Below are 14,034 nucleotides of genomic sequence, written 5' to 3' on the forward strand. Positions count from 1 at the left end.
GCACATCCATGCGGCGTTTTGACGCTCAGCGCTTACCCAGATAGCGCGAACGCTTGGCAGGCTTGAGGTGAGCCAAGTCGAGCATGACCAAACCGTCCACGCACCCCGAAAATCCCGGATCTTCGCCGAAATCCAGGAACTGGACCCCTTCCGGCTCGACCAGATCGACATATTGGCGATACAGAACCGGCATGCTGACGCCCAGCGCATCCAGGTGGTTACGCAGACGCCCCAGGCCGATGCTCGGCTCCAGCCCGTCCAGTTCCTTGCGCACACCGTCCACGATCTCCGGGGAGATCACGAAGGGGCGTCGCGCGCTGGCCAGACCGGCGCGGCCGAAATAATGCTGATGCGCGGCCACGATCCACTCGCGCGCTTCGCGCGGCAGGCTGACCGACATGCTGACCGGGCCGAACAGGAAGCGCAGCTCGGGATGTTTCTGCAGGTACAAGCCAATCCCGCGCCAGAGCTGGTCCAGCGCGCGCGAACGCCAATAGGCCGGCGCGATGAAACTGCGTCCGAGTTCCAGACCCTGCGACAGGTGCGGCTCGCTCAGCTCCGTGTAGTCGAACAGGCTGGCGCTGTAGAGACCGTTCAGACCACGCTCGGCGAGAATGCGGCCGCCATGACCGAAGCGGTAGGCGCCGACGACCTTCGAGACCTCCGGATCCCAGAGCACCAGATGCTCGTACCAGGCGTCGTACTGATCGAGATCGCAGCGCAGTCCCGTGCCCTCGCCGACACGACGGAAGGTCAGTTCGCGCAGCCGCCCGATCTCGCGCAGCACCGCGCTGTCCTCGCTGCCTTGCAGCAGCCAGGCCTGCTTGCCGTCTGGAAGATCGGCCAGCAGCTCGCCCCGCGCGGCCAGCTCCCCGGCGATGAGCTCGACCGGCTCGGCATGCGCCAGCGGTGCCTGGCCGCCGAAAATCAGGCCACGGCCTCGCGCCAGACGGTAGACATGACGCCGCATAAGCCGAGCCGCGACTTTCGAGTCGTCTTCGCTGCGCTGCTTCAGTTCCTCGGCATCGACTAGCGGACCGATGCTCAGACCGATGCGACGCTGACGACGTCCAACCACCGCCTCGCGCGGCAGCATCGCCGTCGCCAGCGGCTTGGCCAGCATCGACATGCCATAAAAGGCGGCGGAATTGCGTGCGGCGATGTGCACCGGAAGCACCGGCGCGCCACTACGACGCGCGATGCGCGCGAAACCGTCGGACCAGGCACCGTCGCGCACGCCGGCCGGCCCCATGCGCGAGACCTCCCCGGCCGGGAAAACAATCAGCGCTTGCCCCTCCTCCAGCGCGCGGTAGATGCCGCGCAGGCGCGAAGCCGCGCCCTTGCCGAAGACATCCACCGGCAGCAGCAGCGGCTTCAGAGCCGGCATCATGCCGAGAATGTCGTTGCCGAGAATGCGTACGTCGCGGCGTACCGAGCCAACCGTTTGCATGAGTGCCAGCGCATCGATCATGCCCAGGGGATGATTGGCGACAATCAGCACCGCCCCTTCGGCAGGTACGTGCTCGAGTTCGCGCGGGGTCACACGGCAGGTCACGCCCAGATCACGTAGACCCTGGTCGACGAAATCGAAGCCTTCCAGGCCCTCCAGCGCACGCAGGACCTGATTGAAGCGCTCCTCGGCCGCAAGCCGGCCGAGCAGACCCGCCACGGGCTTGCGGATGCGCGGATGACTCGCCAGCCAGGGCAGGCGTGACTTCAGGGTTTCTTCAACGCTGAGCATGACCGTACCTCCCAATCTGCACAGCTACTGTGACGATGCCATGTTACAGAAGCTCTACAGCCGACGGGACCGATTATGACAGTCCTGCGGGCCTCTCCATACGGCCCAGTATGCACGAGCCCCGAGGGTCCGATCCAGCCCCTGGAAGAACGCGTCGTCGCTAGAAGCCGGCCGCCTTGAAGTACGCCGCGACGCCGGCCAGGAACATCTGCACGGACAGCGCGATCAGCAGCATGCCCATCAGCCGCTCCAGCGCGGTCAGCACGCTTTCGCCGAGCCAGCGGAACAGATAGGTGGCGCTGAGCAGGATCACCGAGGTCGCCAGCCAGGCCAGGAACAGCGCGATGCCCCACTCCATCAGTCGGCCCGGCTGGTTGTTGGCCAGCAGCAGCAACGCCGCCATCGCCGAAGGACCGGCCACGCCGGGAATCGCCATCGGCACGATGAACGGCTCGCCCTCGCCCGGCTTGCCGAAGATGCCGCCGTCGGCCGGCGGGAACACCATGCGGATACCAATCAGGAACAGCACGATGCCGCCGCCGATGCTGACCGACTCCTGCTTGAGTTGTAGCAGATTGAGGATGTACTGCCCGCCGACCAGGAACGCCGACAACACCGCCAGCGCGATCAGCAGCTCGCGGATCACCACCCAGCGGCGCCGCTGCGGCGGCACGTGCTTGAGCAGACTGAGGAAGAACGGAATATTGCCCAGCGGATCCATGATCAGGAACAACAGGAGTCCGGCGGACAGCGGGGTCATGTGAGCTTCCATGGACGTTTCCGCAGGTAGTGGGCGATCAGGAGTGGGTTCGCGGCGCGCACGCGCCATCCGAAGATACGCGGGCCGCCGCCGGAAATCAGGCGGCGTCGGTGACTTGAGCGTCCGGCGCCGGGCGCAGGTCCAGAGTCCGGCCGCGTGCGGACGCGCCCTGGGCGGAAAGCAGGAAGACCACGGCTTCGGCCGTGGCGTCGGGCGTCGGATGCTTCATGGTGTCCTCGCCGAACCAGGCCATGCGCCGCAGCGACGTACGCATCGGACCCGGCAGCAGGGTGTGCACGCGCAAGGAAGAATCGTCGGTCTCGTCGTGCAGGATCGCCGCCATGCGCTCGACTGCAGCCTTGCTGGTGCCATAGGCACCCCAGTGCGCACGCTGCATGCGTTCAGGATCGTCGGTGACGAAGATCACGGCGCTGTCCGCGGCTTCCTGCAACACCGGCTGGCATGACTGGGTCAGAGCGAAGGGCGCGGATACGTTGACCTGCATCACCTTCAGCCACTCGTCCGGCTTGTGCATCGCCATCGGCGTCAGGCCCTCGAACATCACCGCGGCGTGAACCAGACCGTCGAGCCGCCCCAACTCACGCTTGAGCGCGGCCACGATCTCGTCGAAATCGTTGGGTGTGGCCGTCTCCAGGTTCATCGGCGCGATGGCGGGCTGCGCGCCGCCGGCCTCGATCAATGCATCGTAGAGCTTTTCCAGCTCACGCTTGCGCTTGCCGATCAGCACCGGCGTCGCGCCGGCGGCGGAAACCGCATGCGCCACCGCGCTGCCGAGACCGCCGGTGGCGCCGGTGATCGCGATCACCCGACCGTCGAGCGGCTTCTCGCCCAGTTGCAGGTCCGCGGGCAAGCCGATCATCGGCATCATGCCGGACGCTCCGCTTCCATTGCCGCCGACTGCAGGTCGTTCACCATCCGCCCCAGTTGGCCCGATGCCTTCAGGTCCTCGATGATGTCGCAACCGCCAATCAGTTCCCCCTGGATATACAGCTGCGGAAACGTCGGCCAGTTGCCGAAGTGCGGCAGGCTGGCGCGCACACTGGGATCTTCCTGCACGTTCACGGCGTGGAACTGCGCGCCGACGCTCTTCAGCGCCTCCGCCGCACGGCTGGAAAATCCGCACATCGGAAATGCGGGCGTGCCCTTCATGAACAGCACGATGGGCTGTTCGTCGACAAGGGCCTTGATGCGATCGAGAACGTCCATAGATTGATTAGTCTTACAATGACCGACGGGCGCCACGCGCCAAAGGCATCATTGTATCGCGGCCGGCCCGCCTCTGCGCAGCCCACCACGATGCCGCATCGATCCATTCAAGCCCAAAAGGAGTAGCCAGCATGGCGATCGAGCTTCCCCCGCTTCCCTACGAAAAGAACGCCCTTGAGCCGCACATCTCGGCCGAGACCCTGGACTTCCACTACGGCAAGCATCACCAGGCCTACGTCACCAAGCTCAACGGCATGATCGAAGGTTCCGAGTTCGCCGACATGGGCCTGGAAGACATCATCAAGAAGTCCTCCGGCGGCATGTTCAACAACGCCGCCCAGGTCTGGAACCACACCTTCTACTGGAATTCGCTGAGCCCGAATGGCGGCGGCGACCCGTCCGGCAAGCTGGCCGACGCGCTGACCAAGACGTTCGGCTCGGTGGAGAAGTTCCGCGAGGAATTCAGCACCGCCGCGGCCGGCAACTTCGGCTCGGGCTGGACCTGGCTGGTGCAGCGTCCGGACGGCTCGCTGGCCATCGTCAACACCTCGAACGCGGCTACGCCGATCACCGGTGACGACAAGCCGCTGCTGACCATCGACGTATGGGAACACGCCTACTACATCGACTACCGCAACGCCCGTCCGAAGTACGTCGAAGCGTTCTGGAACCTGGTCAACTGGGAATTCGTCGCCAGCAACATGGCCTGATTCCGACGACATTCCGCACAACGAAAAAACCGGCCTCGCGGCCGGTTTTTTCGTGTCGGAAGACGCGCCACGATGCTCAGGACACGGGAAGCTCGAGCAATGGAGCGGCCTGCTCAACGCGTCCCAGCGCCTCCGCTAGCGCCTGCACGCGGGCACGGACGGTGGCGAAGTCCGGACCACAGACCGTGGCATGGCCAACCTTGCGTCCCGGACGCGGCGACTTGCCGTAATCGTGCCAGTGCACGTCGTCCACAGCCAAAGCGGTCGCCATGTCGGGCATCGCGCCGATCCAGTTGAACATGACGCTGCAGCCCCGCACTGCGGTATCGCCCAGTGGCAGCCCCAGCACGGCGCGCACGTGGTTCTGGAACTGGCTGGTCACGGCGCCGTCGTAGGTCCAGTGCCCGGAATTGTGCACGCGCGGCGCCATCTCGTTGCCAAGCACACGCCCATCCTTCACGAACAGCTCCAGCGCGAACACGCCGACGTAGCTCAGTCGCTCGGCCAGCGTACGCGCATGGGCGAAGGCGGTGTCGGCAATCGCTTCCGTGCCCGGCGCGGGGGCCAGACTAAGCGAAAGAATGCCGTCGGCGTGCCAGTTACGCGTCAGTGGCCAGGTGCGGAAATCGCCATCGCGCCCGCGCACCGCAATCACCGAGACCTCGTAATCGAACGGCACGAAGGATTCGAGAATCAAGCCGTGCTGCGCCGCCTGCTCGCCCAGCGCGTCCCATGCCGCGTCCGCATCGGCCACGTCGCGCAGCCGGAACTGGCCCTTGCCGTCGTAGCCCAGCCGACGCGTCTTCAAGATCGCCGGCACGCCGATCTCCTCCAGCGCTCGATCCAGGTCGGCACGGGTATCGATCGCCGCGAACCGCGCCGTGTCCAGACCGATCTCGCGGAACAGGGTCTTCTCGGCCATGCGGTCTTGCGCGACCGCCAACGCCTGCGGCCCCGGATGCACACGCACGTGCTCGGTCAACCACTGCGCGGTCTCGGCCGGCACGTTCTCGAAGTCGAAGGTGGCCACGTCGATGGCCTCGGCGAACGGCGCGAGCGCCTCGAGATCGCGCCAGTCGGCGCGCGCGGTGGGGGCGAACTGCGCAGCGCAGGGTGTTTCCGCGGTGTCGACGATACGGAAAGCGGCACCCAGCGGCGCCCCCTCCAGCACCATCATCCGCGCCAACTGCCCGCCGCCGAGAATACCGATGACCTGCTTTTCGTTGCTCATGCCGGCCTCGGATCAGGGTGAGCCAATACGTTCTGCGTCTGCTCGGCGCGGAAGGTCTCCAGCGCCGAAGCCACGTCCGCGTCATGCAAGGCCAGCACGGAAGCCGCCAGCAGCGCGGCATTGCCCGCGCCGGCCTTGCCGATCGCCAGCGTGCCAACGGGAATGCCGGTCGGCATCTGTGCGATCGAAAGGAGGGAATCCATGCCGCTCAGCGCCTTCGACTGTACCGGCACGCCGAACACCGGCAGTCGCGTCTTGGCCGCCAGCATGCCCGGCAGATGCGCCGCGCCGCCGGCACCGGCGATGATGATCTGGATACCGCGACCGGCCGCCTGCTCGGCATATTCGAACAGCAGGTCCGGCGTGCGATGCGCGGACACTACGCGGGTTTCATGGGCAATGCCAAGCCTTTCAAGCATGGCCACGGCGTGCTGCATGGTTTCCCAGTCGGAACGGGAACCCATGACCACGCCGACACGGGGAGCGGGTGGGGTCGAGTTCATGGTCGGTCCATCCAAAAGAAGCTATTGTAATGGCATGGACAAACACCTGCTCGACATCCTTTGCTGCCCGGTCAGCAAAACGCCGGTTCGCCCTCTGCAGACAAGCGAACTGGACCGTCTGAACCAAGCCATTTCGCGCGGAGAGATCGACACCGTCGCGGGCGTGCGCGTGGAAGCCGCTCTGAAGGCGGCCCTGGTGACCACCGACGGCCGTGTGATCTATCGCATCGAGGACGACATTCCAGTGATGCTTCCCGAGGAAGGCATCGGCACCACTCAACTCGGCGAGAGCCTCTGAGCGGGGCTTTCGAGGAAGAATCCGGATCCCTGACAGGACAACGTGAACGGCCTCACGTTTTGTGAAAACGGTTGGACGACAATGTTACCCATGGGCGCATGTGCGGCGTCCCAATGGAATCCGTCATGAACAACGTCAACGAACGCAGCAATCTCAGCAACATCGTCGATCTGGCCGAACGCAGCGGCAGTATCGCCAGTGACCCGCGCAATGAGCGCGTCGGCGAGCTGCTTGCTTCGGTGCGCGGCATCGGCACGCGCCGTCTGATGAGCCTGATGGGCGGCATGTTCGACAATGTGGACGACGCCCTGTTCGATCTCGCCGAAAAGGCCGAGAACAACGCCGTGCAGACCCAGTATTTCGATGGCATGCGCGACGTGCGCAAAAAGCGCCCGCTGATCGAGCGCAGCTTCATCGACATGATCACCGGCGCGTTCTCCCGACTGGCTGGCGGCCATCGCCAGGAGCACGGCGACTCGCAGAACGAGCATCGCGGCTTCGGCGGCGCGCCGGAACTGTCGCTGGTCGACGAGAGCGATCTGGAAGAATCGCTGGCCGTCACCAGCATGACCAGCAAGGCCGAAGGCCGTCTTTCGCACAGTCTGTTCGCGGTGAACCAGCGCCTGACGGTGATCTGCGGTGGCACCAAGGTCGACAATGCCGACAATCCCATCGGGCCGGCCCTGCTGACCCGTTCCTTCGGCGAAGCCATGAATGAGCTGAAGGTCGAGGTCCGCGTCAAGCTGATCGTGCTCAAGCTGTTCGAACGCTACGTCCTCAACAACCTCGAACCGCTGTACGAAGAGATCAATCACGCGCTGATCCAGGCAGGCGTCCTGCCCCAGTTGCGTACTCCGGGCGCCAAGCGATCCAACACGCCGACCCGCAACGCGGCCGGCAGTGCCGACGCACAGCAAGATCAGGAAGACGAACAAGATCCGTCGATGCTGCGCACGAAGCTGGTCGAAACACTGCAGTCGCTGCTCGCCGAACGTCGTCAGAGCTTCGGCTACGCGAATGCCTCGATGGGCAACAGCGGTCCGTCGCTGAGTCCCGCCGAGCTGCTGGGCGCGCTGTCCGTGCTGCAGGGCGAGGTGGCCCGCAGCACGGTATCGATGCCAGCGCAGATTCCCGCCGACACGGTACTTTCCGCCGAAGACGTGCGCCTGCTCAAGGAACAGCTGGTCCGCCAGATCAGCCATCTGCGCGGCGAGGCCAAGTCCTACGTCTCGGGCGCCGACGAGGACACCATCGACCTCGTCAGCATGCTGTTCGAGTACATCCTGCAGGATCACAACCTGCCGATGGAAATGCAGGTGCTGCTGGCTCGTCTGCAGATCCCCTACCTGAAAGCATCGATCCTAGACCGGCGCCTGTTCGCGCACGCCAACCATCCGGCGCGCCGCCTGCTCGACGAACTGGCCGAAGCCGCCAAGGGCTGGTCGGCCGAATCCGATCGCGATCAGCGTCTGCTGAACAAGGTGCGCAGCGTCGTCGAGACACTGCTGTCGGACTTCGATGACGACATCGAGGTCTTCAGTCAACAACTGGACGACTTCCGCAAGTTCCTCGACAACACCAATCGCCGCGCGCAGCTGGCCGAGCAGCGTGCCGCCGAGGCCACGCGCGGTCGCGAGAAACTGCAGCAGGCGCGCCGACGCGCCGCGCAGGAAATCCTTTCGCGCATCGATGGACGAGAGCTGCCGGCCCTGGTCAATGGCATCCTGACCCGTGCCTGGGCCAACTATCTGGTGCTGACGCTGCTGCGCCACGGCGAGGAATCCAAGGAATTCCGTGTCGGCCTGCGCTTCGTCGACGACTTCGTGTGGAGCGTCGGCCCGATCCACGGCGACGCCGAACGCGCCCGGCTCAAGCAGTTGCTGCCACTGCTTGAGAAATCGCTTCGCCATGGTCTGGCGACGGTCGCATTCCAGGATGGCGACGTCGAAAACCTGATGCGGCAGCTGAACACGCTCTACAACGGTCAACTCAATCTTCGCGAAGAACCGGAGCCGACGGCGGCCGTCGTCGAAGAAAACATGCCGATTCCCGAGAGCATGGAAGCCATTGCCACACCGGAGACGCTGAGCGAGACCGAGACCGCCAAGCCGGCCACCGAAGCCGACAGCCCCGAGGTGCAACGCGTGCGCGCCCTCAAGGTCGGCACCTGGGTCGAGTTCCAGGCGGACAGCGAGCGACCGGAACGCGCGAAGCTTTCGTGGATCAGCCCGATCAGCGGCAAGTACCTGTTCGTCAATCGACGCGGCCTGAAGGTCGCCGACAAGACGCTGGAACAATTTGCGGCCGAACTGGCTTCCGGTCAGACCGTTGTACTCGAGGAGCTTCCGTTGTTCGATCGCGCACTCGATGCCATCGTCGAACGTCTGCGCAATTCGCAGACCGAATCCGACGCCGACAACGCCCCGCAACCAAACGCATGACCCGAACCGACAATCACCATGCGCCCGCCCTGCCTGCGGGCGATGTCATCGCGCGCGACGTGGAACGCGCACTCGATGAAGACCTGGGAAGCGGCGACGCCACGGCCGACCTGCTCGACGCTCACGCAGTGGCCCGCGCCGAATTGCTGTGCCGCGACGAGGCCATCGTGGCCGGCACCGCCTGGTTCGACGCCTGCTTTCACCGGCTGGACCCGAACATCTCCATCGACTGGTCCGTGCGCGACGGCGAGCGCGTCGCCGCCGACAGCGTGCTGTGCCGTCTTCGCGGCAACGCCCGCGCCCTGGTCAGCGCCGAGCGCACCGCGCTGAACTTCCTGCAAACACTGTCCGGCACCGCCACGCGCACGGCCCGCTACGTCGCCGCCGTGGCCGGCACGGGAACCCGCATCCTCGATACACGAAAGACCCTACCCGGTCTGCGCATGGCTCAGAAATACGCGGTCCGATGCGGCGGCGGGCACAACCATCGCATTGGCCTGTTCGACGCCATCCTCATCAAGGAAAACCACATCGCCGCCGCTGGCGGATTGCGCGAAGCCGTTGTTGCGGCACGCGCGCGTCACCCGGACCTGATGCTGGAAGTCGAAGTCGAAAATCTGGATGAACTCGAACAGGCACTGGATGCCGGCGTCGACCGCGTCATGCTGGACGAATTCGGCCCGGAGATGCTCGACCTCGCCGTGGCCCGCGCACAGGGCAAGGTCGAACTGGAAGTCTCCGGCGGCATCGACCTGGATTCGATCGGCGATGTCGCTCAACGCGGCGTGGACTACATTTCGATCGGGGCACTGACCAAGCACGTGCATGCGGTGGATCTGTCGTTCCGCGTGCACATCCCGCGCTGACGCACTTGTCGTCGCCTCTGGGCGTACCCAGAATAAGTCCATGATCAACGAATGGCTGTTTCTGCTGGGGCTCATGGCCGCGATCGGTTTGTGGCTGGCGGCCATGCGCAACCGAGAGCGCGCGCTGCATGCCGCACGCGGCATCTGCAAGACGCAGGGCGTGCAACTGCTGGATGAGAGCGTCGGGCTGTCCGGCCTGCGCCTGCGTCGGCACGACGGTCTACCGCAATGGATGCTCCGCTATGCCTTCGAGGTCAGTCTGGACGGCCAGGATCGCCATGCCGGCCACCTCTGGATGGCCGGCGGGCGCGTGACGGGATTGCACACAGGCTGGCCGCAACGAACCCTCGAAGAGGTGGCGGACCCGGATCACGCGGTCGTCGACCTGTTGCAGCGCGCGCGCAGACTGCACTGATGCCGCCGCGTCTGGCGGCGATCAGGAAAGGGAATTACTTGATGACGCGCAAGTGCGGGGCACCGCGACGAGGCTTGCCCTCGCCATCGTCACCGCTGGCCTGCTCCGAATCGGCATCCGGCGCCGATTCCACCACGCCGTCATCCGGCGGCGGCGGATCGGCATCCTCGGGAAACATCATGCCCTGACCATTTTCCTGCGCATAGATCGCCAGCACCGCCGAAACCGGAAAGCTGACGGCCTGACTCACGCCGGAGAAGCGCGCGCTGAACCCAATGCGCTCGTTGCCCAGGTCCAGGTTCGCCACCGCGCGCATGGCGATGTTCAGCACCACTTGGCCGTCCTTCACGACGTGCGGCGGCACCTGCACACCGGCGCGCGTGGCGTCGACCAGCACGTACGGGGTCAGCCCATTGTCCGTGACCCAGTCGTAGATCGCCCGCAGCAGGTACGGACGGTTGGAACTCATGCCGTGGTTTTCGCTTGTCTTGCTCACTTGCTCACTCGGCCATCGCCCGTTCTTCGTCGCTCAAACTGCGAGCAAAACCCGGGCTGTGAAAAATGCGGTCGCCGTAATCCGTGATGACCTTGCCTTCGCGACCCAACTTCACGCCCAGCGTCTTCAGACGCCAGAGTACGGGCACCACCAGGCAATCGGCCAGGCTCAGTTCCGGATTGAGGAAATACTTGGCGGCCTTGAACAGCGGACGCGCCGACAGCAACTGCTCGCGCAGATGCTTGCGCGCGGTCTCCGCCTTGCGGCCGCCCTGACCGATGGTCTCGATCAGCGGCAGCCAGTCTTGCTCGATACGCACCATCGCCAATCGCAAGCGCGCCCGTGACAGCGGATCGATCGGCATCAACGGTGGGTGCGGGTAACGTTCGTCCAGATACTCGCAGATCACCGACGTGTCGTGCAGCACCAGATCGCGATCGACCAGCGTCGGCAGTGTGCCGTAAGGATTCAGGTCGAGCAAATCCTCCGGCAGCTTGTCTGGACTCACCTCGACCCGGTCGTAGACCACGCCCTTGGCGGCCAGCACCATGCGCACCCGATGACACTGTACCGCGTCGTTGGTGGTGAACAGTGTCAATACGGTTCGATTGCGTACGCTAGAGACCATGGTGACCTCCCCCTCGAAGAAAACAGATCGACGCCTCGGCACTCCCCCGCACCAAGGCGTCGCCGTCGATCAGTGGACGTCCTTCCAGTACTCGTGCTTGAGCAGGTACGCCAGGAACGTGAATGCAGCCAGATACAGCAGAACCCAGATGCCCATCGATTCGCGCTTCAGCGCTGCCGGTTCCGACACATAGGTCAGGAAGGCGGTCAGATCGCGCGTGGCCTCGTGGAACTGCTCCGGCGACATGCGGCCGGGCTGCTCCAGCTTGAGGTGCTCGACGACCTCGCTGCCGTCTTCCGCCTTGCCCTTCTCGGCCACCTGCAGTCCCTGCAACTCCCACAGCGGATTCGGCATCGAGGCGTTCGGGAACACGACATTGTTCCAGCCCACCGGACGCTCGGGATCCAGGTAAAAGGAGTTCAAGTAGCTGTAGACGTAGTCGGAGCCCTTTTCCGCCACCTTCAGCGAAAGATCCGGCGGTGCCTTGCCGAACCACTTCGCCGCGTCCGCCTCGTGCATCGCCGCGATGGCGTGCCCGCGGAACTTCGCGCCGGTGAAGTTGAGGTTGTTCATCACCTCTTTCTCGGTCAGGCCGAGATCCTTGGCCATGCGCGAGTAGCGCATGAAGTGCAGCGAATGGCAGCCCGAACAGTAGTTGAAGTACAGGCGCGCACCGCGCTGCAGCGAAGCCTTGTCCTTCAGATTCACGTGGGCCGACATCAGCTCGGCGCCACCCTCTGCAGCCTGCGCGGAAACCGCGCCGACCAGCAGGGAAAGCGTCAGGGCAATGGAAAAGAAAACGCGCTTAGTCATGTGTCGTCACCCGTTCCGGAACCGGCTTGGTCTTTTCGAGGCCGAAGTACGTGTAGACCCAGAGGAAGACGAAGAATCCGAAGTACACCAGCACCCAGAAACGTCCGAAGAGGTTCTCGATGGAAGTGATGTCCGCGTTCGCACCGAAGATCATCGGAATGGCCTCGGCGGTGACTTCCGCACCGACCAGTCCCAGACTGATGAACGAGAGCGCGAACAGCGTCAGCGCCACCTTATAGCCGGTGCCGCGATAGCGGATCGACTTGACCTGACCGCGATCGATCCACGGCGTCAGGAACAGCAGCACGATCGCGCCGAACATCGTCAGCACGCCCGGCAACTTGAACGGGATCATGCGCAGAATCGCGTAGAACGGCGTGAAGTACCACACCGGCTTGATCGCCGCGGGGGTCACCAGATGGTTGGCCGGGATGTAGTTGTCATGTTCCAGGAACCAGCCACCCATGCTCGGCGCAAAGAAAATGATGAATGCGCAGATCAGCAGGAACATTCCGACGCCGAACAGGTCCTTCACCGTGTAGTACGGATGGAACGGGATGCCGTCCAGCGGAATGCCCTTCTCGTTCTTCTTCTTCTTGATCTCGACGCCGTCCGGATTGTTGGAACCGACCTCATGCAGCGCAGCCAGATGCAGAACCACCAGCAGCAGCAGCACGATGGGCAGGGCCACCACGTGCAGCGAGAAGAAACGGTTCAGCGTGGCGTCGGCTGGCGAGAAGTCGCCCATGATCCAGTGCACCAGCGTCTCGCCGACGACCGGAATCGCGCCGAACAGCGAGATGATCACCTTGGCACCCCAGAACGACATGTTGCCCCACGGCAGCACGTAGCCCATGAAGGCCTCGGCCATCAGCACCAGGAAGATCAGCATGCCGAGGATCCACACCAGTTCGCGCGGCTTCTTGTACGAGCCGTACATCAGGCCACGGAACATGTGCAGGTACACCACGACGAAGAACATCGATGCGCCGGTGGTGTGCATGTAGCGGATCAGCCAGCCCCAGTCGACGTCGCGCATGATGTAGTACACGGACGCGAAGGCTTCGGAGGTTCCCGGGAACACTTCCAGCGCGCTGGGCTTGTAGAACATCGCCAGGAAGATGCCGGTCAGGATCTGGTTGACCAGCACCAGCATCGCCAGCGACCCGAAGTAGTACATGACGTTGAAGTTCTTCGGCGCGTAGTACTCCGTCATGTGCTTGCGGTACATCGGCGCAAGCCCGGGAGCGCGCTCGTTGAACCAGCGTGCGATTGCTCCGGCCATCAGGAAGCCCCCTTCGGATTGACACCAATCTGGATGTGCGTGTCATCCATGAAGTGATACGGCGGAATGACCATGTTCATCGGCGCCGGCACACCGTCGTATACACGACCGGCGATGTCGTAGCGCGATTTATGGCACGGGCAGTAGAAACCGCTCTTCCAATCCGGGTCGAACGGCTCGGGCCCGACCTTCGGCTTGTAGTCCGGCACGCAACCCAGGTGGGTGCAGATGCCGATCATGACCAGCCACTCGGGCTTGATCGAACGATGCGGATTCTTCGCGTAGGCAGGCTGCTGGCTGGTGACGTCGCAGTTCGGATCCTTCAGACGGCTTTCGACGTCCTTCGTGGTCAGCGTGGCCACCTGCTCCTTGGTGCGGTTGACCACGAACACCGGGACGCTGCGCCAACCGTAGCGGACCATCTGCCCCGACTCGACCTTGCTGATGTCGGCGACGACTGGTGCACCGGCGGCCTTGGCGCGCGCGCTGGGTTCCCACGACTTGATGAAAGGCACGGCTGCCGCCACGACTCCTGCTCCACCCACCACGGCTGTGGTGGCAGTCAGGAACCGGCGACGACCGTGATCGACGACTTCATTCGCCATCAGGCTCTCCGGAAC

16 protein-coding genes are annotated in these 14,034 nt (G+C 64.3%); 5 read left to right on the forward strand and 11 right to left on the reverse strand.

Annotated elements, in window-relative coordinates; all coding sequences use genetic code 11:
- Nucleotides 1-25: 25 nt before the first annotated feature.
- From BTJ49_RS13870 to grxD, 4 genes are all read right to left on the reverse strand, one after another.
- Entirely contained in the window at nucleotides 26-1,741 is a 1,716-nt protein-coding gene (locus BTJ49_RS13870) for a lysophospholipid acyltransferase family protein (protein ID WP_113066018.1), read from the reverse strand.
- 160 nt (nucleotides 1,742-1,901) lie between these two features.
- Nucleotides 1,902-2,501, reverse strand: coding sequence for a YhgN family NAAT transporter (locus BTJ49_RS13875; RefSeq protein ID WP_113066019.1), 600 nt, complete (start codon nucleotides 2,499-2,501; stop codon nucleotides 1,902-1,904).
- Between the two features lie 97 nt (nucleotides 2,502-2,598).
- A complete protein-coding gene (locus tag BTJ49_RS13880) occupies nucleotides 2,599-3,390 on the reverse strand; it encodes an SDR family NAD(P)-dependent oxidoreductase (RefSeq protein WP_343125535.1) in 792 nt (263 codons plus the stop codon).
- Nucleotides 3,387-3,728 (reverse strand): Grx4 family monothiol glutaredoxin, encoded by a 342-nt coding sequence (grxD, locus tag BTJ49_RS13885; RefSeq protein ID WP_113066020.1) that lies wholly within the window; start codon nucleotides 3,726-3,728, stop codon nucleotides 3,387-3,389. Before grxD ends, BTJ49_RS13880 begins: the two co-directional genes overlap by 4 nt.
- Nucleotides 3,729-3,859: 131 nt before the next feature.
- Between grxD and BTJ49_RS13890 the strand changes: the two genes are divergently transcribed.
- A complete protein-coding gene (locus BTJ49_RS13890) occupies nucleotides 3,860-4,438 on the forward strand; it encodes a Fe-Mn family superoxide dismutase (RefSeq protein WP_113066021.1) in 579 nt (192 codons plus the stop codon).
- Between the two features lie 76 nt (nucleotides 4,439-4,514).
- Here BTJ49_RS13890 and BTJ49_RS13895 read toward each other — a convergent pair whose 3' ends face one another.
- Both BTJ49_RS13895 and purE read right to left on the reverse strand, forming a co-directional pair.
- Complete coding sequence (locus BTJ49_RS13895; protein WP_113066022.1) at nucleotides 4,515-5,669, reverse strand: 5-(carboxyamino)imidazole ribonucleotide synthase; 1,155 nt, start codon at nucleotides 5,667-5,669, stop codon at nucleotides 4,515-4,517.
- The gene (gene purE / locus BTJ49_RS13900; RefSeq protein WP_240601844.1) at nucleotides 5,666-6,133 is read right to left on the reverse strand and encodes a 5-(carboxyamino)imidazole ribonucleotide mutase; all 468 of its coding nucleotides are present in this window, start codon (nucleotides 6,131-6,133) and stop codon (nucleotides 5,666-5,668) included. Before purE ends, BTJ49_RS13895 begins: the two co-directional genes overlap by 4 nt.
- Here purE and BTJ49_RS13905 point away from each other — a divergent pair.
- The 4 genes from BTJ49_RS13905 to BTJ49_RS13920 all read left to right on the forward strand — a co-directional run bounded on the left by BTJ49_RS13905 (nucleotide 6,132) and on the right by BTJ49_RS13920 (nucleotide 10,192).
- The gene (locus BTJ49_RS13905; protein WP_343125536.1) at nucleotides 6,132-6,470 is read left to right on the forward strand and encodes a Trm112 family protein; all 339 of its coding nucleotides are present in this window, start codon (nucleotides 6,132-6,134) and stop codon (nucleotides 6,468-6,470) included. The two genes, purE and BTJ49_RS13905, sit on opposite strands and share 2 nt — an antisense overlap.
- 125 nt (nucleotides 6,471-6,595) lie before the next feature.
- Nucleotides 6,596-8,911 (forward strand): DUF1631 domain-containing protein, encoded by a 2,316-nt coding sequence (locus BTJ49_RS13910; RefSeq protein ID WP_113066025.1) that lies wholly within the window; start codon nucleotides 6,596-6,598, stop codon nucleotides 8,909-8,911.
- Nucleotides 8,908-9,777 (forward strand): carboxylating nicotinate-nucleotide diphosphorylase, encoded by an 870-nt coding sequence (gene nadC / locus BTJ49_RS13915; protein ID WP_113066026.1) that lies wholly within the window; start codon nucleotides 8,908-8,910, stop codon nucleotides 9,775-9,777. Before BTJ49_RS13910 ends, nadC begins: the two co-directional genes overlap by 4 nt.
- A gap of 40 nt (nucleotides 9,778-9,817) precedes the next feature.
- On the forward strand, nucleotides 9,818-10,192 hold the full coding sequence (locus BTJ49_RS13920; protein WP_168184756.1) for a DUF3301 domain-containing protein: 375 nt from the start codon (nucleotides 9,818-9,820) through the stop codon (nucleotides 10,190-10,192).
- Nucleotides 10,193-10,226: 34 nt separating this feature from the next.
- Here BTJ49_RS13920 and BTJ49_RS13925 read toward each other — a convergent pair whose 3' ends face one another.
- The 5 genes from BTJ49_RS13925 to petA form a co-directional block, all read right to left on the reverse strand.
- A complete protein-coding gene (locus tag BTJ49_RS13925) occupies nucleotides 10,227-10,661 on the reverse strand; it encodes a ClpXP protease specificity-enhancing factor (RefSeq protein WP_113066028.1) in 435 nt (144 codons plus the stop codon).
- A 31-nt stretch (nucleotides 10,662-10,692) separates the two neighbouring features.
- On the reverse strand, nucleotides 10,693-11,316 hold the full coding sequence (locus tag BTJ49_RS13930; RefSeq protein WP_113066029.1) for a glutathione S-transferase N-terminal domain-containing protein: 624 nt from the start codon (nucleotides 11,314-11,316) through the stop codon (nucleotides 10,693-10,695).
- A gap of 69 nt (nucleotides 11,317-11,385) precedes the next feature.
- A complete protein-coding gene (locus tag BTJ49_RS13935) occupies nucleotides 11,386-12,129 on the reverse strand; it encodes a cytochrome c1 (RefSeq protein WP_113066030.1) in 744 nt (247 codons plus the stop codon).
- On the reverse strand, nucleotides 12,122-13,414 hold the full coding sequence (locus BTJ49_RS13940) for a cytochrome bc complex cytochrome b subunit (RefSeq protein WP_113066031.1): 1,293 nt from the start codon (nucleotides 13,412-13,414) through the stop codon (nucleotides 12,122-12,124). The genes BTJ49_RS13935 and BTJ49_RS13940 overlap by 8 nt, the downstream gene beginning before the upstream one ends.
- On the reverse strand, nucleotides 13,414-14,019 hold the full coding sequence (petA, locus tag BTJ49_RS13945; RefSeq protein WP_113066049.1) for a ubiquinol-cytochrome c reductase iron-sulfur subunit: 606 nt from the start codon (nucleotides 14,017-14,019) through the stop codon (nucleotides 13,414-13,416). The genes BTJ49_RS13940 and petA overlap by 1 nt, the downstream gene beginning before the upstream one ends.
- Between the last annotated feature and the right edge of the window lie 15 nt (nucleotides 14,020-14,034).

The sequence above is a fragment of the Oleiagrimonas sp. MCCC 1A03011 genome (genome assembly GCF_003267965.1).
Lineage (GTDB): Bacteria > Pseudomonadota > Gammaproteobacteria > Xanthomonadales > Rhodanobacteraceae > Oleiagrimonas > Oleiagrimonas citrea.

What these genes read in the sequence shown, in the direction of transcription:
- BTJ49_RS13880 (WP_343125535.1), bottom strand. Translation starts at nt 3,390, where the DNA reads ATGATGCCGATGATCGGCTTGCCCGCGGACCTGCAACTGGGCGAGAAG.
- BTJ49_RS13875 (WP_113066019.1), bottom strand. Translation starts at nt 2,501, where the DNA reads ATGACCCCGCTGTCCGCCGGACTCCTGTTGTTCCTGATCATGGATCCG.
- BTJ49_RS13890 (WP_113066021.1), top strand. Translation starts at nt 3,860, where the DNA reads ATGGCGATCGAGCTTCCCCCGCTTCCCTACGAAAAGAACGCCCTTGAG.
- grxD (WP_113066020.1), bottom strand. Translation starts at nt 3,728, where the DNA reads ATGGACGTTCTCGATCGCATCAAGGCCCTTGTCGACGAACAGCCCATC.
- BTJ49_RS13940 (WP_113066031.1), bottom strand. Translation starts at nt 13,414, where the DNA reads ATGGCCGGAGCAATCGCACGCTGGTTCAACGAGCGCGCTCCCGGGCTT.
- BTJ49_RS13870 (WP_113066018.1), bottom strand. Translation starts at nt 1,741, where the DNA reads ATGCTCAGCGTTGAAGAAACCCTGAAGTCACGCCTGCCCTGGCTGGCG.
- nadC (WP_113066026.1), top strand. Translation starts at nt 8,908, where the DNA reads ATGACCCGAACCGACAATCACCATGCGCCCGCCCTGCCTGCGGGCGAT.
- BTJ49_RS13910 (WP_113066025.1), top strand. Translation starts at nt 6,596, where the DNA reads ATGAACAACGTCAACGAACGCAGCAATCTCAGCAACATCGTCGATCTG.
- BTJ49_RS13935 (WP_113066030.1), bottom strand. Translation starts at nt 12,129, where the DNA reads ATGACTAAGCGCGTTTTCTTTTCCATTGCCCTGACGCTTTCCCTGCTG.
- BTJ49_RS13930 (WP_113066029.1), bottom strand. Translation starts at nt 11,316, where the DNA reads ATGGTCTCTAGCGTACGCAATCGAACCGTATTGACACTGTTCACCACC.
- BTJ49_RS13895 (WP_113066022.1), bottom strand. Translation starts at nt 5,669, where the DNA reads ATGAGCAACGAAAAGCAGGTCATCGGTATTCTCGGCGGCGGGCAGTTG.
- BTJ49_RS13925 (WP_113066028.1), bottom strand. Translation starts at nt 10,661, where the DNA reads ATGAGTTCCAACCGTCCGTACCTGCTGCGGGCGATCTACGACTGGGTC.
- BTJ49_RS13905 (WP_343125536.1), top strand. Translation starts at nt 6,132, where the DNA reads ATGACCACGCCGACACGGGGAGCGGGTGGGGTCGAGTTCATGGTCGGT.
- petA (WP_113066049.1), bottom strand. Translation starts at nt 14,019, where the DNA reads ATGGCGAATGAAGTCGTCGATCACGGTCGTCGCCGGTTCCTGACTGCC.
- purE (WP_240601844.1), bottom strand. Translation starts at nt 6,133, where the DNA reads ATGGGTTCCCGTTCCGACTGGGAAACCATGCAGCACGCCGTGGCCATG.
- BTJ49_RS13920 (WP_168184756.1), top strand. Translation starts at nt 9,818, where the DNA reads ATGATCAACGAATGGCTGTTTCTGCTGGGGCTCATGGCCGCGATCGGT.